Here is a 20,392-nt window from a genome sequence, read left to right as displayed (position 1 = left end):
GATATTGATATATGACAACAATAAATATAGGGATTGTTGCGCACGTAGACGCTGGCAAGACGAGTTTGACTGAGCGTATTCTTTATGAAACGAATGTGATTAAAGAAATTGGCCGAGTTGATAGTGGTAATACACAAACTGACTCAATGGAATTAGAAAGACAACGCGGAATTACGATTAAAGCATCTGTCGTTTCTTTCTTCATTGATGATGTAAAAGTAAATGTCATTGATACACCTGGACACGCTGATTTTATCGCTGAAGTGGAGCGATCATTCCGCGTTCTAGACGGTGCGATTTTAGTTATCTCTGCCGTTGAAGGTGTGCAAGCACAAACAAAAATTTTAATGCGAACATTACAGAAACTAAACATACCGACAATTTTATTCGTTAATAAAATTGATCGTAGTGGAGCAAACAGTGAAAAAGTTATGAAACAAATAAAAGAGGTTCTTTCAAATGAAGCATTCCCCTTCTATTCTGTTCTAAACGAAGGAACGAAAGCAGCCCGGATCATTGAATACAAATCATATGACGATTGTATGGAACTGTTAGCACCATTTAATGAATCATTACTTGAATCATATGTAAATAACGAAATAATACCGGACGCACTATTAAGAGAAAAACTAGAACAGCAAATACAGCAAGCAAATGTGTATCCAATCTTTTTCGGTTCAGCAATGACAGGTATAGGAGTAACTGAAATACTTGAAAAACTTCCGGCCCTAATGCCAGCTCATACATCGGCACAAGAGGAACTACTATCCGGTGTTGTTTTTAAAATTGAACGTGAACCTTCTGGAGAAAAGGTTGCTTATGTAAGAGTTTTTTCAAGTAACTTACACGTTAGAAAATATGTTAATATACAGCGCAGTAAGTCTCTATCCCATAAAGAAAAGATAAAAAAAATGTGCCTATTTCATAATGGAGATTCCATTCAAACTACTACCGTTCCTAGCGGTGAATTTTGTAAAGTGTGGGGACTGAATGATATTAAAATTGGTGATATTATTGGTGAACATACGGATTATATAAAAGATATTCACTTTGCCGAACCACAAATGGAAGCTGCTATTGAAGCATTACCAAAAGAACGAATTCATGATCTATACGCTGCACTTATGGAACTATGTGAAGAAGATCCATTTATTAAAGTGTGGAAAGATGATGTTCATAATGAACTATACATTCGCCTTTTCGGTGAGGTACAAAAAGAAGTAATTGAAACAACACTTTATGAGAAATATAATTTGCAAGTTACTTTTTCAAATACGCGAGTTGTATGTATCGAGAAACCAATTGGCGTAGGCAATTCTGTTGAAGTAATGGGTGAAAAAGAGAATCCATTTTACGCAACAGTCGGATTCAAAGTTGAACGTGGTGAACTTAATTGCGGCATAACATATAAATTAGGTGTTGAGCTCGGCTCACTACCTTTAGCATTCCATAAAGCGATTGAGGATACTGTATTTCAAACGTTAAAACAAGGTTTATATGGATGGGAAGTTACAGATATTATCGTCACGTTAACACATACTGGTTATGCTAGTCCTATTACAACAGCGAGTGACTTTAGAAATTTGACACCGATCGTATTAATGGATGCTTTAAAGCAAGCTGAAACATATGTATATGAACCAGTAAATGAGTTTGAATTAACTGTACCGGAGCAGGCAATTAGTACCGCAATGTATAAGCTCGCTGCCGTTCCAGCAACTTTTGCAGAGCCTATATTATATAATAATTCTTACCAATTAACAGGATCATTACCTGTTGCGAAAACAGAGAATTTTAAACGCATGCTTCATTCATTTACAGAAGGAGAAGGCATATTTACAACGAAGCCAGCTGGTTTCACAAAGCTTATGGCTCCCTTCCCTACTCGAAAACGTGTTGATTATAATCCGCTGAATCGTAAGGATTATTTACTTCATGTTTTGAAGGCTTATTAAAGTAAAAGAGGTGCAATTCGCACCTCTTTTGCATGTATTAATAGGTTAGTTTGTCCTAACAACTTCTTTAAGTTTTCCTATTATTTTCGCTATAGCCTCAATTGAATTTTCCGTTTCATATCCCCCAACATTTACAGAATGATTTGCATTTTTGACAACTTCAATCTGTAAATTCGTTTTATATAACTGATCAATTTGATCTGCATTGTATTGGTGATCTTTATCCCCAATAACTAAAAACCCTTCGTGTCGACTATGTAAGATAGAATCAAAAATCGTATCAAACGTCAGTAAAGGTGTAAGTAGTATCATTTTTGACTGCGCGAATTCTTCTCTCTTCATTAAATCATTTGTAATCGGAATTGTTCCGAGTGACTTCCCTAAAAACATAGTCTCGTTGTATTGCTCATCTTTTAATACTTCATTTATTACAGGATTAATATCATCCATCATTACTTTCGTTACTTCTTCCATTGGTTTATTCATTAATTGTCCATCATAAGAATAATGAATATGTACAACATCTATTTTATGTTCAAGCATTAACATCGTTGCGTAATAAAATAACGGCTTATCATAATTGTATCCTGAACCTGAAAACATAAAGCAAACGGTACTAGCACCTTTTTCGATATGTGTGTAATAAATTACTTTGTCATTTATATGTACCTCTTTTTTAGTTCCCTTCACCATTTTCCCCTCCGAATACATTTACTTTTGTAATACGATATGTTCTGTGTGAACTGATACATCCTTTACTTTCTCTTTTATAAATGCAGGCTGTAAGTTATATGTATGCAGTTCTTCTACTGGCACCCATCTAAACAAATACGTTCTACCCTCTTCTTCCAAAATATATTGATCCGCTCCACTCGCAGGTAACTCATGTAGCTCTACTTCATAATAAAAACTAATTTCATGAAACTTTCGCTCAGAAAGTGTAAAGAAATTTTCTACTGACCATATTAACCTTTTCCTTTTAATAGGAACACCTATCTCTTCCGCAAGCTCTCGTTTTAATGCATCTTCACTATTCTCTAGCATTTTTACTCTACCGCCGGGTACATACCAAAAATCTTCACCGTCACCTTGCAGAATGAGTATTTTATTATCATGTTTACAAATTGCTCCAACGCGGTAATTAAAACATGTTTCCTCAACTTTAAACGTAAGATCCATCCGTAACGCCCCCTTATATAAATATCGAATTATTACAAAACAATTATGTAATTACTGTACAAATAAGGTTACTAAATTTATCCACTCCATTCAATGGTTTTTGAATTTTCTAAACTATTATTTTTCATCATTACAAGTGTATATACATATGTTACAATCACATTGCACACTAGAAAACATTATGGGGGTACGGATGGAAACATTATTAATCCAGCAAACTGAGAAATCAAATAAGTTTTGGAAAATCGTTGTGAAAGAAAAGGACTATGTTGTGTTTTACGGAAAAATTGGCACAGCTGGCAGTGTGAAAGCAAAAGAGTTTAAAACAGAAGAAGAATGTATGAAAGAAGCTAATAAACTAGTTGCTTCCAAACGTAAAAAAGGATATATAGACCCTATTCAAGGGGAAGATTACATAAAAGAAAAGACGATAACCGAAGAAGAATTTTGGGAACTACTTAATCATGCAAAAACGAAAGGTGAGGACCAAGAAGAACAAATAGAATGGCTTACTTCTCACCTTGCTAAACGTACAGTACATGAAATTGTAGCTTTTGATACGCATATGCATCATATATTAAAAGCTTCTTATACATCTCGCTTATGGGCAGCAGCCTATATTATTTTAGGTGGCTGTTCAGATGATACTTTTGATTACTTCCGTGGATGGTTATTATATCAAGGAAAAGAGACATACGAAGCTTGTATTGAAGATCCAGAACGATTAATTCCTGTATTAGAAAATTTGAGTGAGTATGATGTCCCAGAAATAGAAGAACTTTCTTTATATTTCGGTTTCACTGTATATGCAGAAAAAACTGGTGACGAAGATGATACTTACTTTACACTTTACCATGTCTTATCTAATGAAGAATTCGACGATGTAGATTTTGAATTTGACTGGGATGAAGAAAGTTTGAAGAAGATGTTTCCTAAGCTGTGGGAGATGTACGGAGAAGAACCAATTGAGTGGTAGATTAATTATTCGTGAAAAAGTGCCTTGTTACTAAAGAAACAAGGCACTTTTTTGATACTATATTTAAATTATTATCTTTCCACTCTCCCACCACTCCATAAAAGTCTTTAAAGAAGGAGCAACCCACGTTCTACTATCATTTTCATGGTTCCATACATATATATCATCTCTTTGTACTTTTCCATTCAAAATGGAATAGCCAAACAAATCACCATTTCCCCCATCAGCAAAAAATAATAAACAGTCAAAAGGCATGTATAAATCCTTAAAATCAACTATATTTCTCATATTCATATTTTCAGTTTTAATTTTTGAAGCAGACCATATAAAGTCACCGTATTCACCTTCTATACCGTTTGTTTCCTGTAATAATTGATATAAATCATTCGGTAACTCCACATGTATACATTGTTGTATATCAGTAAATTCATCCTTCGTAGCTGGGTTTTTCAAGCTTAAATTTGATGAGATACTGTGAATGGTGTCTTTCCACATCACCTTTTTCCTCCTTATGTGCAATCAAGCATATTCAAAGAACTCCGCTAAATTTATTGATACCATCTTTCTAACAATTCCTTCTCCCTCTCGCCTGAAATACCTGCTTTTAATTCCCATTCTTCCGTACTCTCCATCCACTCATACACATCTGTAACTGTCTCTTCTATTCTTCTAAAAGTAAGCCCTTCATTAACCGCACTTTCGATACAAATAGAAAACCCGCCTCTCCACGGCTTCGTCTCACCATCTAATGGGAAAGTTTCTGGAATCCACAAAGGCATTTCTGTCCAAGGCTGCACATTATGTTCACTCATAAACGATTCGTCTACCCAAACAAATTCAGCATCGCTATTCGTAACCTTTTTACACGTATTTAATAGCTCTTCCATCGTCAATTCATAATTTGGACCTGTTATATTGAATGTACCTGCTTTATTATTTTCTGCCATGTTGAGTCCAAAGCTCGCGACATCTTTTATATCAACGAATTGCACTGGACGATTTTTTCTGCCTGGTACTAACACTTTACCTCCTTTTGCTACACGCTGAATCCAGTATGTTAGTCGATCTGTATAATCAAACATTCCTGAAAGAAGTCCTGCTCTTACGTGTAAAACACGCCCTGGCCAATATTTATCTGCTTCTTTTTCGCATAATACTTTCAGTGCACCATAATGCTCATAAGGAGATATTTCACCATTCTCTACAGCCTTTATTTGCTCTTCCATTGGTTCAGGTTGTAATATATAGTCTTCTTTTATGTCATGCGGAATCCAATCTTTATATACGGAAAGGCTAGAGATGAATATATAGTGTTCAATATTATCTTTCAGTACTTCTCCAACATTTCTAATGTGATGCGGAGAAAACCCACACGTATCCACGACAACATCCCATTTTCGATTTTCTAAACTTGATACATCATCACTTCTGTCACCGATAAGCTGCTCCACTTCAGGAAAAACTTCTTTGTTTGTTCCGCGGTTAAATAATGTAACTTCATGCCCTCTGTTCAAAGCCTCTTTTACAACAGCTCTTCCCAAAAATCGTGTACCACCTAGTATTAAAATCTTCATGGTTCTCCCCCATTCGTGATTAAAAATCCTTTCTTTTGTTAAACGATTTTTTGTGCTGGAAAGTTACGGGGAATTTGTTATTTTACTTTAATTCTACAAATAAACAAGAATCCATTTTGAAAAATTAATCAATACGGATTCTTAAATTAGATATAATTATTTTACTGTATATTTGTTGAATTACTAACTCTGCACAATTTCCCCATCAACTAACTCAATAATTCTATTACACTTATTCGCTACTTCCATATCATGCGTTACAATAATAATTGTTCGTCCTTCTTCATTCAGTTGTAATAGCAAGCTCATAATTTCTTCTCCTGTTTTTCTATCTAAATTTCCAGTCGGTTCATCAGCCAATATTAATTCTGGTTCGCCTACTAACGCTCTAGCAATTGCGACGCGCTGCTGTTGTCCACCTGATAACTCGTCCGGTGTTTTATGCATATGTTCTTTTAAACCTACTTTTTCTAAATAGAACTTCGCCTTATTTTCTCTTTCTCGTTTCCTTAGCTTTCTATACGTGAGTGGTAGTGCTACATTATCCAGTACAGTATGTTCTTTTAACAATGCAAAATATTGAAAAATAAATCCAATCATTTCATTTCTTGTTTTATGAACTTTATTCGCTCTAATTTCATTTAATGGTTTTCCATTTAACGTATATTCACCCTCATTTGGCATATCAATTAACCCTATAACATTTAATAGTGTACTTTTCCCTGAGCCTGATCGCCCCATTATTGCTATAATTTCGCCCTTATTTATTGTTAAGTTTATACCGTTTAAGGCGAACGTATTGTGATTCTTGTTACTATACACCTTTTTAATATCTATTAGTTCAATTAAACCCATTATTCCATCCCACCTATTAATGTTTTCGGTTCGAGTTTTCTAATAAACAAGAAGACAATGAGATTTGAAACTATGATAATTAGTAGTAAGAATAGGCATACAAGTAATAAAATAGGCATATTTAAATTGATCTCTTGTACAGACACCGTATCAAAGTCCTTCGAACTTTGTAGATGAGCCGCATATCTCCATGAAAAATAGACTAGGGATAAAAACATACCAACTATCGCAATACATATGTTTTCTAAAACAATTTGAATGAACATCCCAAACTTACTTTCTCCAAGGACCATCTTAATACCAAATTCCCTCTTTCTCATCATGATGGAAACAACTGTCGTTACGACAATTCCCGCTATTATAAATAAAATAAATAGACTTCCTACTGTAAGATCGATATTTTCCGTATCCATACTACTAGTAACAGCTTCATTTATTTCTTCTCCTAAATTTTTCAAGTATAACGTAACGTCGCTTCCCTTCAGCTGAATCATTTCTTGTAGTTTGATTACATCGGCATCTTTTTTTAAAGTCATAATTGTACTATAGTGTAATCTTGAAAACATTATTTCATAATGTTCATATCTATCAATTGGCATGGGTGATAACATAGCCTTGTCTAATTTCTGGTATATATTCGCTCCGTTACCATTTATAATGAATTTATTTTCCGGCAAAAATCCAATAATCGTATATTGATTATTGATTGTATCCCCTATTTGAAAATATTTCTTAAAGTAAGGACCTACCAAAACATTCGTTTTCTCTTCACTATTTTTTTGGAAGTCTTGATACGAAAAGCCTGTTCCAGCTTTTATAGGTATGTTCAGTAACTTATAATAATCTTCATCTATTGTAATTGTACGAATAGTAGGGTTTTTATCGCGAAAAGTTTTATTTTTCAATTCTTCTAACATACTTTCTTGGAGCGGTCGATTGCTTGATTCTAGTTCGATTATGCCCTCTTCGTATGTACCATACGAAATCACATCTTTATTTTGCTGTATTTTTTTATAAATTTCTTCAACTTGTCCTTTATTAAATTGCTCTGCCTTCAACCTATCAGTAGTCATCCCATCATAAGTGATAAAATATGTACTTTCTAAATCTAGCAACGAGTTGGAACTGTTTTCAAGATAGTGAAAATTATAAAACATATTAATGGAAAGAGTTATTGCCGCTAATCCAAAAGTGAATTGTATTAAGAGAAATATGGAAATGAGCAGTCTATTTTTCAGGGCCATAAGAGCACTTTTTAGTCTCATCTTATTTATTCCTTTAACGCTTTAGCAGGTTCAATTTTAAGTATTTTGAAAAATGGTATTACAGCGGTGATGAACGAAATAGACAAGGCAATTACTACACTCATCATAACTTTGAAAATATCTATACGAATGGCAAAACCCATTAAATTTACTATGCTTTGGTTCATTGTACTTAAAATCCATTGCATACATATAGCACAAACGGCTGCAGCAATTGCGCATAGGAATAATTGGCTAAATATAAATACAAATAAATTCAAATTGCTTGCTCCCAACGTTTTCCTTAAGGAAATACTCTTCTTCTTCGTGTAAATCCAAAAATAACTCGCAATTATACAGTTCATTACAGCAATAAAAAGTAGTCTATACGGAAGAGTAAGTTGTGCTCTCATAGCTTTACTCGATCTTTTTTCATTCTCATAATTCTCTTTTTCATTTATCACTTTCGCATTTGTATCAGTTCTATTTTGCTTAACATACCAAATAAATGTATCCATTTCTTGTTTAGGATTTTCGTTAGACCTTACTATCATTTCAAATGTATTTTCATTTTGTATACGTCGTTTCATCTCATCAGGCATATCCTTTAAGCCGATGTAGACATTGTTATTATACACATGTTTATCATTCGCTCCATTCACGCCTTTAACTCTATATTCTTTACTAAACAGTTTTATTGTTTCAGATTCTTTATAAATATTCTTTCCGACAATTACACTATTTTCTTCCCCATCTTCCATGCGAGAGCCTTTTACTAATGGAGGAGACCAATTCTTATTTATAAGACCAACCATCTTTACTTCACCTATACCAGGGATTCCAATTATCATATTATTTGTAATAACACTTGAGTTCTTAAAAGTAGTTTCTGTTAACTCTTGAATTGCTTTGAAATCCAATTCCCCAAAACTAGTAAGCTGAACAGTATAGTAATATTTAAAATAACCATGTTTTCGCTCATAAAAATCTTCATCGTAATCATCTCGAATCGACATCGCTATAAGTATGGGCAGAATTGTTAAAGTAAATCCAATAACTAACATAACGAATATTTTTCTGTTCACTGCTATTTCTTTTAATATTAGATTCATATACCCTCCAAACGTCAAAAAGATAAATATCCTTTTTGACGAATTCCATATAAACGCTGTACTTATCAAAAAAACTTAAAATATTATTCTGTTTCCTTAAGCCATCAAGAAACGCACATTAGCTTTTAATTCGTTTTTCATACACACTTCATCCCCTTTCTTTAAAATATTTTTAGTATGCGGCTTCATTATACATAGAAAAATAAAGGTTAAAATCCAGGCATCGAAATCTTAACAATTTTTTACGCTATATTTATTTTTCAGTTAACTTAATGACATTAAGTTATTTTCCCATCTCCCTTTCTATGTAAAATGCCATATATAAAGGCGGTATGAGATCTCATACCGCCTTTATATATGACATTTAATTGTTTTGTATGTAAGGAAGAATGTATTTCACAATCACTTCCCATCTATCCCGTGCATTCGGCATAACTTCAGAAGCAATTACTACAACCAAATCCTGCTTCGGAATACAACAAATCATACTCCCACCATCACCCATTGCACAATATGAAAAGATTCCATTTTCTTCTCGTAACCACCATAAGTAACCATATTGATTTGAATTCATCGCTATTGATTCTTGTACCCAGGATTTCGAAAGAATTTGCTTTCCGTTATAAATACCATCACTCAAATATAATTGTCCAAACTTCGCCATATCTCTAGCTGTTAACGTAAGTCCCCAGCCGCCCGTTGAAATACCGTTTGGATCATGAACCCATCCCTTTACATCTTTTCCAAATAAGTCATCAAATCCAAATACTTTCATATTGTAGTTTGGAATTTCTCTCATACCGAGTGGCTGAAATAAGTATTCATTCGCAAATTCACGCGCATTTTTTCCTGTTGCGCTCGTAATAATTGCTGATAGTACATGCGCTCCTGCAGATGAATATTTAAAAGATCCGATTTCTCCACCGTTCCCCATTCTATTAAGTGCATACTGTACCCAATCCTCTTGTGTACATAGTTCTTCTAACGGTTCCTGCCAGTCTACAAAAGGATATGGTGCTGTCATTGAAAGGAGGTGTCGCACTGTTACTTCAGATGCCTTACGTTTATATTCAGGGAAAAACTCTATTACTTTTTGATTAACACTTTTTATATAGCCTTTATCTACACATATCCCAATTAACGCAGAAATAATCGTTTTTGTGACAGATGCTACATGAAATGCATCATCTGGACCTTGGCCATTATAATATTTTTCAAAAATAATATTACCTTTCTGCACTACTAACATACCATTCATATTTTTATATTCTTCTTGTATAATCTGTTCTAACTTTTCATCAGTTTTCATTATTCCTTCCCCTTTAACCTATAATTAAAAAGGTTCGATAGGTACATATATATCAACTATATGTTTATGCTTTGGATGCTGCTTTGGATCATTTTTATATACTTCAAAAGGATACGAATCTCTCGGTTTATATCCGCTATTTGGCAGCCATTCACCGTATAAGAAATCCCATGCTCCTTTATATTCATCTTGGAATATTTCAAAATGTCCTACTGCATACTTTCCAGAAGGTATTACCATTATTCCACCGTCGTTCGTTTCTACTGTGGATTCATCTGAAATTGTTACACATAGACTTGTTCTTAAATGATAATCCTCAGTAAATTCATGATGATCGTGGTAAATGGTTAATACTTTCGTATCCTCAAATACATGATAGTTATGCAACGCTGCGTAATGAAATAATTTCTCTATCATTTCTGGAAAAGCTATAGTTAACTCCTCATATGTACCAATATGTCTTATGTAAGCGACGTTTATAGTGTCTGCTGTTACAATTTCAACATTTCCTCGAACCTTCTTACACTCATTGTATTGAGAAGTTTCGCTTACGTCTTTGCAATTCTTGCTATTGTCGTTTCGATATTGAGATGGACTTATTCCGTAATGACTTTTAAATGTGCGGGAGAAAACTGCTGAATCTGTGAATCCGAAGTGGTACGCAATATCTGTAATTGTCATATCCAAACGGTATGTAAGTAAATTTGTTGCTCTTTCTAATTTTAATCGGTTTACATACCGTGATAATGGCTCGTCTACTATACCTTTAAAAATCCGATGAAAATGAAACTTTGAAAATCCTGCTACATCCGCTAGCTTTTCAATTGAAAGTGGATTATCTATGTGTAATTCTATATAATCTTGCACTTTATAAATGCGGCGTAAGTATTCATTTCTACTTTGTTTACTCTCCATATTTTTATCTCCTCACAACAAAAAGGCTAACATTAAGCTAGCCTACTTTTATACATTTTTTAAAAATAATACTCTACTCCCGCCATTCCCATCATAATTTCTATGTACCGATACACCCTCTATCTCATCATCCCCGGCCTCAATTCGAAAACCGATTTCTTGATGAAACTGTATCGACTTTTTGTTAATTGGTGACGTAATTGCTTTTACAACTTTACGGTTATTTGCACGAGCGACATCAAAGAAATAAGAATACAATGTCGATGCAATTCCTCTTCTTCAATAATAAAACTTGTTTCTTGAAAGTGAACGAAAAACAGTTTTGGCAACATAGCAGCCATATCTCTTCCGCCCCACCAATCATTTAAAACAGAATGAATATTTACATAATCTTCCTCTTGGATGTTTCTTACTCGCATATGTTTCTCCCTCTCACTCACTTCATTTTTTCATATATTTTAATGACTGTTTCTACTAATAGGATGAATACCCATATCCCGCAAAATACAAGAACAGACTGGAATATAGAACCTAGCATAACAATACTTATTAGACCTAATTCTGAGCCTGAAATGGACATTTCATCAAATCCTATATTATGTATAAATGGACCGGTTGAAAAAGCCATTAAAATTGATCCTATTAAATAAATCACACTCATTATTTTTAATATTTTTATAGAAAGATACGAAGTTTGTTCTTGCTCCACTTGTGATAATTCGATTTCTCCGCTCGCAATTCCTTTTTGCAGACAATCTTCACACAAAAATTCTTCCTTAATTTTTTTACCCCCATGTATTGTACCCGTTATCTCTTTACACCTTGAACATTTTCGATTTATCATGTTGTTACCACTCCAATCTATTAAGATTATACTTATATCATTCTGCATTTACCTTAATATCCCTTTTATGTATTTTATAGAGAAAGGTCGTGTTTTATGATTTCAAAACTTACGTTTGGCTCGAAAAAGCGTACCGTTCATTATGTATTAAGACCTAGTTGTTATGCAGTTATTTTCCATTCATCTTCTTCAATGATTGCTATTATCCAAAAAGGAGACCGTTATTTTTTACCTGGTGGCGGTATGGAAGGTACCGAAACAAAAGATGCATGCTTACATCGTGAACTACTAGAGGAATTAGGATGGGCAATTGAAATTAATCAATATATCGGTAATGCAATGCGATATTTTTATGCGGAAAAAGAAGATACTTATTATTTAAACGATGGGTTCTTTTATATTGCGAACATGGTGCAGACACAAACTGAAAACTGTGAGGAAGATCATGTTTTGCGGTGGATGTCTCCTTTACTTGCTGTAGAGCTTCTCATTCATGATCATCAAAAATGGGCTGTTGAACAAGCGCTTTTATTACAAAAACCAAAAGGATCTCCTTCTATATGAAAGAGATCCTTTTTATTGTTAACTTACTTTTTTCAAATTGAGAGCTGGCTTTTGAATTCCACCCTTTTTTACAACATATAAGCCGATAAAGATTATAAGTCCGCCAACGAGTTGCATCATGTTGATTTGCTCTCCGATAGTTACTGCCGCGAAGATAACTGCGAACAATGGTACAAGATACATATAAACCATTACTTTCGTTGAGCCTATTTTACTAATACCGACATACCACATTGCAAGTCCGAAGATTGTCGCGAAGACGATTGAATATGCTAGAGACCCCCAGCTTGGCATGTCTACTGGCCACGTTAATGTATTTACGTTGAATAAACAATATACAACGAGAGGTACAATTCCAATTAAAGTTGACCAAGATGTGACTCTCATTGCGGAATATTTTGTTATAAGAGGTTGCGCTAATATTGGATACCATCCCCACGCAATCGCTGCGACTAATCCAATTATGTTTCCGAGCCACGCATATTCGTAAGTAGCTCCTCCTGTATGTCCTGTTAATAAAACGAATGCTGCACCAATAAACGCTACGATTGAACCAATTTGTACTTTCATCGAAAAACGTTCTTGTTTGTGCAATACTGCTAATATCCCTGTAAAAATAGGTGACATCGCAATTAATAATGAGGCGTTCGTTGCTGAAGTATATTTCACAGATAGCATAAACATCGTTTGATACATTGCCGTACCAACGATACCGACTGCTACTAGTCGTAACCAATCTTTTCTTTCAATACGTAATGAGCGTTCCATTAAAAATGTAATAAGTAATAATACCGGAGATGCTACTAAAAATCGTAAACTATTAAATTGAATGGATGACATATATGCCACGCCATACTTTCCAATTGTATAATTCGCTCCCCATACTAATGCTACTGATACTAGGAGCCACTCCATTTGCCATCGTTTCATCCGAATCTCCCCTTCCATATTTAGCATAGTAAAATTGGCTGGATATAGCACCGTCCAATTGGCTGTTTTTTTCCCCAGCCAATTTGTTATACTTAATGTATATAAGAGATGCGGAGGCGTTTGTATGGAATGGAAGCTAGATAACGACAGTAAAATCCCAATTTATCAGCAAGTAGTTGACTTTATTGAGAAACGTATTACATACGGAGAACTTCCTCCTGGAAGCTTCCTCCCTTCCGAACGGAAATTAGCTACGCAGTTAAATGTAAACCGAAGTACGGTAACGACTGCTTATAATGAACTACGTGCTATGGGGATTGTGGAAAGTACGACTGGTAAAGGGACACGTGTAAGTACACATATGTGGGGCGTTTCTCCAACATTAACTCCGAACTGGAGAAATTTCGTAGAAGGTGGTACTTTTTTACCAAACTTACCGTTACTTCGCCATATTCGGGCAGAAGTACAACAAAATGAAAATATCATTGATTTCGCAAACGGCGAGCTCGGTTGTAACCTTTATCCTCACGATCAACTACAGACAATTTTACGAGAACAACCGTTAACGCATTCATTAAGTTATGATCATCCGCAAGGCTATCTCCCGCTAAGACAAGCGGTCGTAAAATATATGAAAGAATATTTAAAAGTTGAAGCGACTGAACAATCCATAATGATTACATCTGGCGCACAGCAAGCACTTCACCTTATCGTTCAATGTTTATTAAATCCCGGTGATGCAGTTGCTTTCGAAAGCCCTTCACACTGTTATTCCTTACCGTTATTCCAATCAGCAGGTATTCGTATTTTCCCATTACCTGTCGATGAACACGGTATTAATCCAGATGATGTGCAAGAGTTATATAGAAAACACCGTATTAAAATGATTTTTTTAAATCCAAACTTCCAAAACCCTACTGGAACGATGCTTCATCCAAACCGTAGAAAAAAACTGTTATCACTTTGCGCAGACTTACGAATTGCGATTGTGGAAGATGATCCGTCCAGTTTACTTACGCTAGAAAAAAAACAACCTTGCCCTACTTTAAAATCTATTGATGAAAACGGAACTGTCATTTATGTACATTCCTTATCTAAAATGATTGCACCAGGTTTACGAGTCGGCTGGCTTGTCGCCCCGCAGTCTGTAGTAGAAAGGTTATCCGACGCAAGGCACCAAATGGAATTAGGTATGAGCATTTTCCCGCAGTGGCTGATGCAACAATTTTTCGAAACAGTACCATTTCAGTCTCATATCGTACCGTTACGAAAACAACTAGCAGAAAAAAGAGACGTTATCGTTCGTGCCTTAAATGAGCAACTTCACGATAAAATCTCTTTTTCAAACCCGACCGGCGGTATATACATATGGGGAAAGTTAAAAGAACCGATAAACGAAAAACAACTTATTATGCAAAGTTTAAAACAAGAAATTGCATTTATGCCTGGTAGTATTTTCGGCGCGAAAGATGGTTATATTCGTTTATCTTATGGAAAAGTGGATATTGATCAAATTGAGGAAGGTATTTCTCGTTTGCGTGAGGCTATTTTGGTTTGTGAAAAATAACATGAAATAAAGCTATCTCGTTTGACAAAACCTAAATCTACCATTATTATCAACTCGAACCTAGTCATAGGAGTGATAAAATGAAAATTTACGTTGATGCAGATGCTTGTCCTGTAAAAGATGTAATTATTTTTGAAGCTACGAATGCAGAAATCCCTGTAACCCTCGTTACTAGCTTTTCTCATTATTCTAATGCTCAGCAGCCTAAAGGTGTGGAAACAATTTATGTTGATTCCGGAGCAGATGCTGCGGATTACCGAATTATACAGTTAGCAAAAAAAGAAGATTTAATCGTAACGCAAGATTACGGTCTTGCTTCACTCGCTTTAGCAAAAGGCTGTATCGTACTACATCATAAAGGCTATAAGTATACGAATGATAACATTGAACAATTGTTACAAACACGATATTTAAGTGCAATGGTTCGAAAAAGTGGTAAACGTACAAAGGGACCAAAACCATTTACAGCAGAAGATAAAGAAAAATTTAGAGCGCTCTTTAAAAGTATGATCGCACTTTAAAAATGAACCTTCTATTTGTAGGGAAAGCTTTATAAAAAAAAGAAGAGAATATCAAAATAAACATTCTCTTCTTGAGGTTTACCCTTTTAAAATGAAGGTAAATTATCTAAGTTATTTTCCTTTATCCCATCAGGTTCACTACGTATAATATCTCTACCATACTTATGAAATACGTCTACATGAGCTAACTTCCCTGATTTCGCTTCACTAAGAGCAGTCATATAATCTAACTCTCTCCCGCTACTTGTTTTAAACGCTATTAAATCACCATCATCATTTTTACGAACGGCAACAATTTGTTCTGCTCCTGAATTGACTTCATTGTCTACTTCAAATTGAGCTTGCTCTTCTCCTTGATGTAAGTAATCATTATAAACTTTTTCAAAGTCTTTTTTATTCATAACATTCACCTCCAACACATTTTATTAGTATGGTTGGGAGGTAGTGGTTTTATGTACTTTTCTCTTAGAAAAACGTATTTTTAATACCTACGCAAATCCTTCAAAGTTTCCAATATATCATCTATAAAGGCTGTACTACCCTCTGTCTCTAAAACTCTAAAATATAAACTTCTTAAGAAAGCTCTAATATTTTGTACTAAAATATCATATTGAGGATGCGGGATGTCTTCAACAATTGCTATACTATGTAACCAATTGCTCCACTCTTCTTCAGTTAAAAGATTTTGGTTACGTAACGACATAATTGGTGCTACTAATCTCTCATCCTCAAAGTGAATGTATACGTAGTCATGTAAGCGGACCTTCTGACGAACGGCAGCTAGTATTGCATATGAAAACTCACGATTTTGGATTGTACGTGCTAAAGCATCGAGTGCATCTGCTGCATGTGCAGTAGAGTGCGCCCAGCCTTTCCCTTCTACATAGCCCCTTACATCTTCTTCTAAATATACATATTCCAACACTTGTTCTGCCACACTGTACAATTGTTCTTCCGATAACAACGGTTCTCTTTCATGAACAGATAAAATAAGTGGTGGAATTAATACGGAGAATGCACGTTTAAATACAGAGTCTGTTCCCTTTTCACCAATTTTATAAAATAAATAATCAGGACTAATTGCTTGTAACATTAATCCTCTTAACTCTTTTTGTCTAAATACATCATTTGTAATCCATGTGTGAAGCGTACTATAAATTAAATCATCACGTAATTCAGCATCAGGTGATCCGATATAATCTAGCATCCATTGCGCATATGGATATGCATCTACGTCTTCTGGTACAGCATAATTGTTATTTTTAATTTGTAGTAGTTCTTCTTTTAGTTCTAGTACTTCATTCATTATATTTCTTATCCCCTTTTTTGCGTTTTTTATTGTCTTATCCCCTTTTATTTGCTTCATAAAATTAATTTAATTATAACAATAAACAAAAGGCTATACATATATTTCTGATTATGTAATACGCTCATTCATGAAATATAACTTCTGGATTTCCTAAATCACTATTCTGAAATACAACATCCGCACACTCTTTCGGATTACGCTCGTCTATATACATTTTACAAGCTGCATGATACCTGTTCAAAAACATCTTCTCTGCTTTTTCATAACTTCCAAAAGCTTCAGTTTCCCTCTTCGCACCACGTTTTCTGGCAATCTCAAAATAGGTATCTATAAAAATTTTGTAATCGAATAAATGCTCTACGTCTTTTTTCAATAGAAATGTTCCATCTACTATTAGAACCATATTTAGCGGAGCCACTAGCGGTTCATTATGTACAGAGATATCCGTTTTTAAATTATGAGAAATCGTTTCATATTGTAAATTTCCGTTTGGTCCTAAAGGCTTTAATAACCTTTCTTTGAAAGCTGTATAATCGTGTGCATCTTCGTAATACCCTCTTGCTGATTCTTTGCCCCGTGCATAGCGAATCGCTCTCGGATGATGAAAATCGTCAATGGTGGCGCGTGTTACTGGAACTCCGAGCTTTTTCATTTCCTCTGCTAATTCGTTTGCAAATGTTGTTTTTCCCGAAGCTGTAATACCACTTACTCCAACTCTTGTTGGATGTGTTAAGTTTAGCTTTAATATGTGATCTGCAATTTCTTTGATTCGTTGTTTTCGGTTCATGGAATTTCCTCCTACAATTAGTTTACATAACATTATTATGAGCAAGAGTTTATGTCACTATTTGTCGGTAAGTCGATATCCTTTGTTGAATCGTCGATATATTTTAAGTTATGATAGATATATTTGAAAAATCGTTGATATAATTATTAGCTTACTTTCCCTTAAACCCTCGATATAAAGCAGTCCGTAATTCTTGTTTGTATTCTTCAATTTCTGGCATTTCGAGTTCTTCTGCTAGTCTGATTGCTAATTCAATATCATACGGTACACGTACGAGTTGAATGGAAAAGCTTGCGGCTTCTTTTTCATTGTAAGTTCCTTCGAATATTAAATAGGAAGCTTGTGTAATTTCAAGTGGGTTTCCAACGCTACCAGCATTACATAACGTTTTTCCTCTGAAATTTTGAACGAATGCTTGGTGAACATCACCGTAGCAAACGACATCTGGTTTTCTTTCTCCTTCTATATTCTCGGTGAGCTCACTGTTTTCGAACATACTAATACGCTCTTCTCTTGAGGCGTGTGGTTGAATTCTTTCATATAAACTTCTCGGTGAAGCGTGAAACATACGAATGAGTTTTCCACTCATATGAAACTCGATTGAAAATGGTAAGCTTCTTAAATAGTCATTTTGTTCTTCCGATAGTTGTTTTTGATGCCATTTTAATGCCTCAAATTCAGTCGGTTTTGTAATGAAATCATCCCAGTTCCCCATTACAACTCCTTCGCATTCTTTACGAATGATTTCAATCACTTCGCTAGAATGAGGACCTTTTCCGACTAAATCTCCAAGGCAAATGATGCGCTCGATTCCTCTTAATTTAATATCTTGCAGTACAGATTCTAACGCTGGAATATTACCATGTATATCTGAAATTACCGCTATTTTATCCAAATGAATCCCTCCATTACTTATAGTTTATTATATCCTCACGTTGTGATTGATACCATTTTTGAATATAGGATGAAAAATGATTATGATCTTCTAAAATTCCGTTCAATCTTTCCTTCATATCATTTACTAAATGTGGCGTGCTTCGGTTTGTCCATACGATATCAGCTGGGAATGTCATCGCTGCATATAATGAATACAGTTGCCAAAAATGAAGCGATGGTTCACCTCCGCAATAACCATGAACTTGTCCAACCGCAAATGGCTTACTTATTCTTGTAGTAAAAATCGCTACGTTATAAAAATCGTGTATTGGATCACCAAAATCATATCCACCAAAATCGATAACGATAAATTCCTTATTATGAATCATACTATTTGCTGGATGGAAGTCATCGTGTAAAAATGTGATTGGGCGATTTTTCAATAATTGTTTATGCTCCCCTACAAAACTTAATACTGGCTTTAAATCAAGGAAGTCTATTTCATAGTTTGCTAACGCTTCTACGTATCTTTCGTATTTATTCCATCGAACCGTTTCCCATTTATTACTTGCACTTTCTCTTTCAATTGAGTGGATTCTCTTTAATACTTCTCCTGCTTTTCTTCCTGCATAATACTGTTCTTCCACCGATAGCTTCCCTAAACCTTCTTCACCATTTACACCTTGGACCCATTCAAATACTTGAATACATTTATTTAAATCCTCCAGCTTTATAAAATGAATTAACTTAGGCGTAGGAATATGTAATAACTCTAACTGTTTCATATACGTATATTCTTCTTGTTTACGTTCAAAATGAACAGCATCACATACTTTTACAAAATATGTAACTCTATTTTCTAATTCTATTTTATATTTCTCTTCATGTGAAAAACCTTTTGAAATAGCTGTACACTTTGTAATACGAGGCCATTCTAGTTTTCTCTCTATCTCTCTAAGTATTTCTTCCATTATGTTCACCTCTATCAATATATGTAAAAACTACCTAACACTTCATGCTCTCGTTTATTTTCCCCATTCCATTCCACTGCAAATGGATATTCACCATGATTCTTCAAACGTTCTAGTACTAACCCTTCTCCTATTGGTTCACAAAACTGCACATGAATATCTCCAAATACTACACTTTGACACTCAGCATTCCATTTTTCATTCTTAACGACCTGGCTTGCAGTTAGCCCCATTACTTCTTTCCATTTCCGTACCGTTTCTCGAACGTTTTTTACCGCATAATGAATCGTTTCAATTTGTTGTACTTTGCTTTTATGTTCAGTGATCGTCCCAATGTTACGTAAATCATTTCTTCTTTCTTCGTCCGTTTCATTCCACTGTATAAAGAAAGGTAATTTCGGTCCGTTCTCTTCTTGCTTTACAAATAACATTTTCCACTCTAATAGGCGGCCATCTTTTCTCATTCGTTTCCCCTCAAATGGTCCTATCGTATGTAATCCGTGTTTATTAAACTTAACTGCTAGTTCTTCAATTCCATCTGTTCGAATGGCGATTTGTAACATTCCTTCTCCATCTTGTAATTTCACTACCGTTTCTTGTACTAATGGATTTTCTGCTTTCTTCGCTTTTTCTTCATGCTGCACTGCTAAAAATTCTATATATGATAAATCAAAATAACTTAAACTATTCCAAGTACCCCAATTCGTATGCTCTCCGCCTAATACAGTATGAAATCCAAGTTCCTGCATTTGTTTTGCCGCTTCCTCCGGTGTACCATGAACTGCGTGAACGAGATGATCAAATCGTAACATGTCTTTCTCCCCTTTCTCTCCATCCTTTTATTGTATATTTTATTTTTCTTTCATTCAATTCAAAAACTTTAAAACCCAGTTGATTTATACGA

General features: G+C 34.7%; 22 protein-coding genes and 1 pseudogene. 5 read left to right on the top strand and 18 right to left on the bottom strand.

Annotated elements, in window-relative coordinates; all coding sequences use genetic code 11:
• Positions 1 to 11: 11 nt before the first annotated feature.
• Positions 12 to 1,955 carry a TetM/TetW/TetO/TetS family tetracycline resistance ribosomal protection protein gene (locus C4S65_RS10355; protein WP_086407383.1) on the top strand — a complete coding sequence of 648 codons (1,944 nt, stop codon included), beginning with the start codon at positions 12 to 14 and terminating at the stop codon, positions 1,953 to 1,955.
• Positions 1,956 to 2,000: 45 nt separating this feature from the next.
• Here the strand turns inward: C4S65_RS10355 and C4S65_RS10350 are convergent, their stop codons facing one another.
• Both C4S65_RS10350 and C4S65_RS10345 read right to left on the bottom strand, forming a co-directional pair.
• The gene (locus C4S65_RS10350) at positions 2,001 to 2,666 is read right to left on the bottom strand and encodes a hypothetical protein (RefSeq protein WP_003307308.1); all 666 of its coding nucleotides are present in this window, start codon (positions 2,664 to 2,666) and stop codon (positions 2,001 to 2,003) included.
• Positions 2,667 to 3,134 carry an NUDIX hydrolase gene (locus C4S65_RS10345; RefSeq protein WP_000366230.1) on the bottom strand — a complete coding sequence of 156 codons (468 nt, stop codon included), beginning with the start codon at positions 3,132 to 3,134 and terminating at the stop codon, positions 2,667 to 2,669.
• A gap of 193 nt (positions 3,135 to 3,327) precedes the next feature.
• On the opposite strand from C4S65_RS10345, the gene C4S65_RS10340 reads away from it, so the two are divergent.
• Positions 3,328 to 4,110, top strand: a complete 783-nt coding sequence (locus C4S65_RS10340) for a DUF4240 domain-containing protein (protein WP_086790421.1) — start codon at positions 3,328 to 3,330, stop codon at positions 4,108 to 4,110.
• A gap of 63 nt (positions 4,111 to 4,173) precedes the next feature.
• On the opposite strand, the gene C4S65_RS10335 is transcribed toward C4S65_RS10340, so the two are convergent.
• From C4S65_RS10335 to C4S65_RS10295, 9 genes and pseudogenes are all read right to left on the bottom strand, one after another.
• Entirely contained in the window at positions 4,174 to 4,605 is a 432-nt protein-coding gene (locus C4S65_RS10335) for an SMI1/KNR4 family protein (protein WP_000265337.1), read from the bottom strand.
• Between the two features lie 53 nt (positions 4,606 to 4,658).
• Positions 4,659 to 5,684, bottom strand: a complete 1,026-nt coding sequence (locus C4S65_RS10330; protein ID WP_000697755.1) for an SDR family oxidoreductase — start codon at positions 5,682 to 5,684, stop codon at positions 4,659 to 4,661.
• Between the two features lie 183 nt (positions 5,685 to 5,867).
• Positions 5,868 to 6,539, bottom strand: coding sequence for an ABC transporter ATP-binding protein (locus C4S65_RS10325; protein ID WP_000522857.1), 672 nt, complete (start codon positions 6,537 to 6,539; stop codon positions 5,868 to 5,870).
• A complete protein-coding gene (locus C4S65_RS10320) occupies positions 6,539 to 7,804 on the bottom strand; it encodes an ABC transporter permease (protein WP_061666949.1) in 1,266 nt (421 codons plus the stop codon). The genes C4S65_RS10325 and C4S65_RS10320 overlap by 1 nt, the downstream gene beginning before the upstream one ends.
• A gap of 5 nt (positions 7,805 to 7,809) precedes the next feature.
• Positions 7,810 to 8,895 (bottom strand): FtsX-like permease family protein, encoded by a 1,086-nt coding sequence (locus tag C4S65_RS10315; protein ID WP_001048981.1) that lies wholly within the window; start codon positions 8,893 to 8,895, stop codon positions 7,810 to 7,812.
• Between the two features lie 364 nt (positions 8,896 to 9,259).
• Entirely contained in the window at positions 9,260 to 10,204 is a 945-nt protein-coding gene (locus C4S65_RS10310) for a serine hydrolase (protein WP_103945215.1), read from the bottom strand.
• A gap of 24 nt (positions 10,205 to 10,228) precedes the next feature.
• Complete coding sequence (locus C4S65_RS10305) at positions 10,229 to 11,119, bottom strand: GyrI-like domain-containing protein (RefSeq protein ID WP_061666947.1); 891 nt, start codon at positions 11,117 to 11,119, stop codon at positions 10,229 to 10,231.
• Positions 11,120 to 11,167: 48 nt separating this feature from the next.
• Positions 11,168 to 11,538 (bottom strand): annotated as a pseudogene (locus C4S65_RS10300) (GNAT family N-acetyltransferase).
• Between the two features lie 17 nt (positions 11,539 to 11,555).
• Positions 11,556 to 11,963: a DUF3980 domain-containing protein gene (locus C4S65_RS10295; protein ID WP_061666972.1), complete on the bottom strand. Its 408-nt coding sequence runs from the start codon at positions 11,961 to 11,963 to the stop codon at positions 11,556 to 11,558.
• Between the two features lie 96 nt (positions 11,964 to 12,059).
• Here C4S65_RS10295 and C4S65_RS10290 point away from each other — a divergent pair, with 96 nt between their 5' ends.
• Complete coding sequence (locus tag C4S65_RS10290) at positions 12,060 to 12,527, top strand: NUDIX hydrolase (RefSeq protein ID WP_061666945.1); 468 nt, start codon at positions 12,060 to 12,062, stop codon at positions 12,525 to 12,527.
• Between the two features lie 18 nt (positions 12,528 to 12,545).
• On the opposite strand, the gene C4S65_RS10285 is transcribed toward C4S65_RS10290, so the two are convergent.
• Positions 12,546 to 13,457: a DMT family transporter gene (locus C4S65_RS10285; protein ID WP_000832965.1), complete on the bottom strand. Its 912-nt coding sequence runs from the start codon at positions 13,455 to 13,457 to the stop codon at positions 12,546 to 12,548.
• Positions 13,458 to 13,581: 124 nt separating this feature from the next.
• Between C4S65_RS10285 and C4S65_RS10280 the strand changes: the two genes are divergently transcribed.
• The gene (locus C4S65_RS10280; protein ID WP_000454896.1) at positions 13,582 to 15,024 is read left to right on the top strand and encodes a PLP-dependent aminotransferase family protein; all 1,443 of its coding nucleotides are present in this window, start codon (positions 13,582 to 13,584) and stop codon (positions 15,022 to 15,024) included.
• Between the two features lie 80 nt (positions 15,025 to 15,104).
• Entirely contained in the window at positions 15,105 to 15,545 is a 441-nt protein-coding gene (locus C4S65_RS10275) for a YaiI/YqxD family protein (protein ID WP_061666943.1), read from the top strand.
• 86 nt (positions 15,546 to 15,631) lie between these two features.
• Here C4S65_RS10275 and C4S65_RS10270 read toward each other — a convergent pair whose 3' ends face one another.
• The 6 genes from C4S65_RS10270 to C4S65_RS10245 all read right to left on the bottom strand — a co-directional run bounded on the left by C4S65_RS10270 (position 15,632) and on the right by C4S65_RS10245 (position 20,300).
• Positions 15,632 to 15,946 carry a DUF3892 domain-containing protein gene (locus tag C4S65_RS10270; RefSeq protein WP_001034297.1) on the bottom strand — a complete coding sequence of 105 codons (315 nt, stop codon included), beginning with the start codon at positions 15,944 to 15,946 and terminating at the stop codon, positions 15,632 to 15,634.
• 80 nt (positions 15,947 to 16,026) lie between these two features.
• Positions 16,027 to 16,851, bottom strand: a complete 825-nt coding sequence (locus C4S65_RS10265; RefSeq protein ID WP_001006673.1) for a DUF2785 domain-containing protein — start codon at positions 16,849 to 16,851, stop codon at positions 16,027 to 16,029.
• A gap of 124 nt (positions 16,852 to 16,975) precedes the next feature.
• On the bottom strand, positions 16,976 to 17,641 hold the full coding sequence (locus tag C4S65_RS10260; protein ID WP_001080546.1) for a uridine kinase: 666 nt from the start codon (positions 17,639 to 17,641) through the stop codon (positions 16,976 to 16,978).
• 151 nt (positions 17,642 to 17,792) lie between these two features.
• Positions 17,793 to 18,536: a metallophosphoesterase family protein gene (locus C4S65_RS10255; protein WP_000357639.1), complete on the bottom strand. Its 744-nt coding sequence runs from the start codon at positions 18,534 to 18,536 to the stop codon at positions 17,793 to 17,795.
• A gap of 13 nt (positions 18,537 to 18,549) precedes the next feature.
• Complete coding sequence (locus C4S65_RS10250; RefSeq protein WP_086790389.1) at positions 18,550 to 19,488, bottom strand: aminoglycoside phosphotransferase family protein; 939 nt, start codon at positions 19,486 to 19,488, stop codon at positions 18,550 to 18,552.
• A 14-nt stretch (positions 19,489 to 19,502) separates the two neighbouring features.
• Complete coding sequence (locus C4S65_RS10245) at positions 19,503 to 20,300, bottom strand: VOC family protein (protein WP_061666941.1); 798 nt, start codon at positions 20,298 to 20,300, stop codon at positions 19,503 to 19,505.
• Positions 20,301 to 20,392: the final 92 nt, after the last annotated feature.

Source organism: Bacillus sp. ok061, from assembly GCF_900108285.1.
In the GTDB taxonomy this organism is placed as follows: domain Bacteria; phylum Bacillota; class Bacilli; order Bacillales; family Bacillaceae_G; genus Bacillus_A; species Bacillus_A thuringiensis_S.
This window is presented reverse-complemented; position numbering and strand designations above follow the sequence as displayed.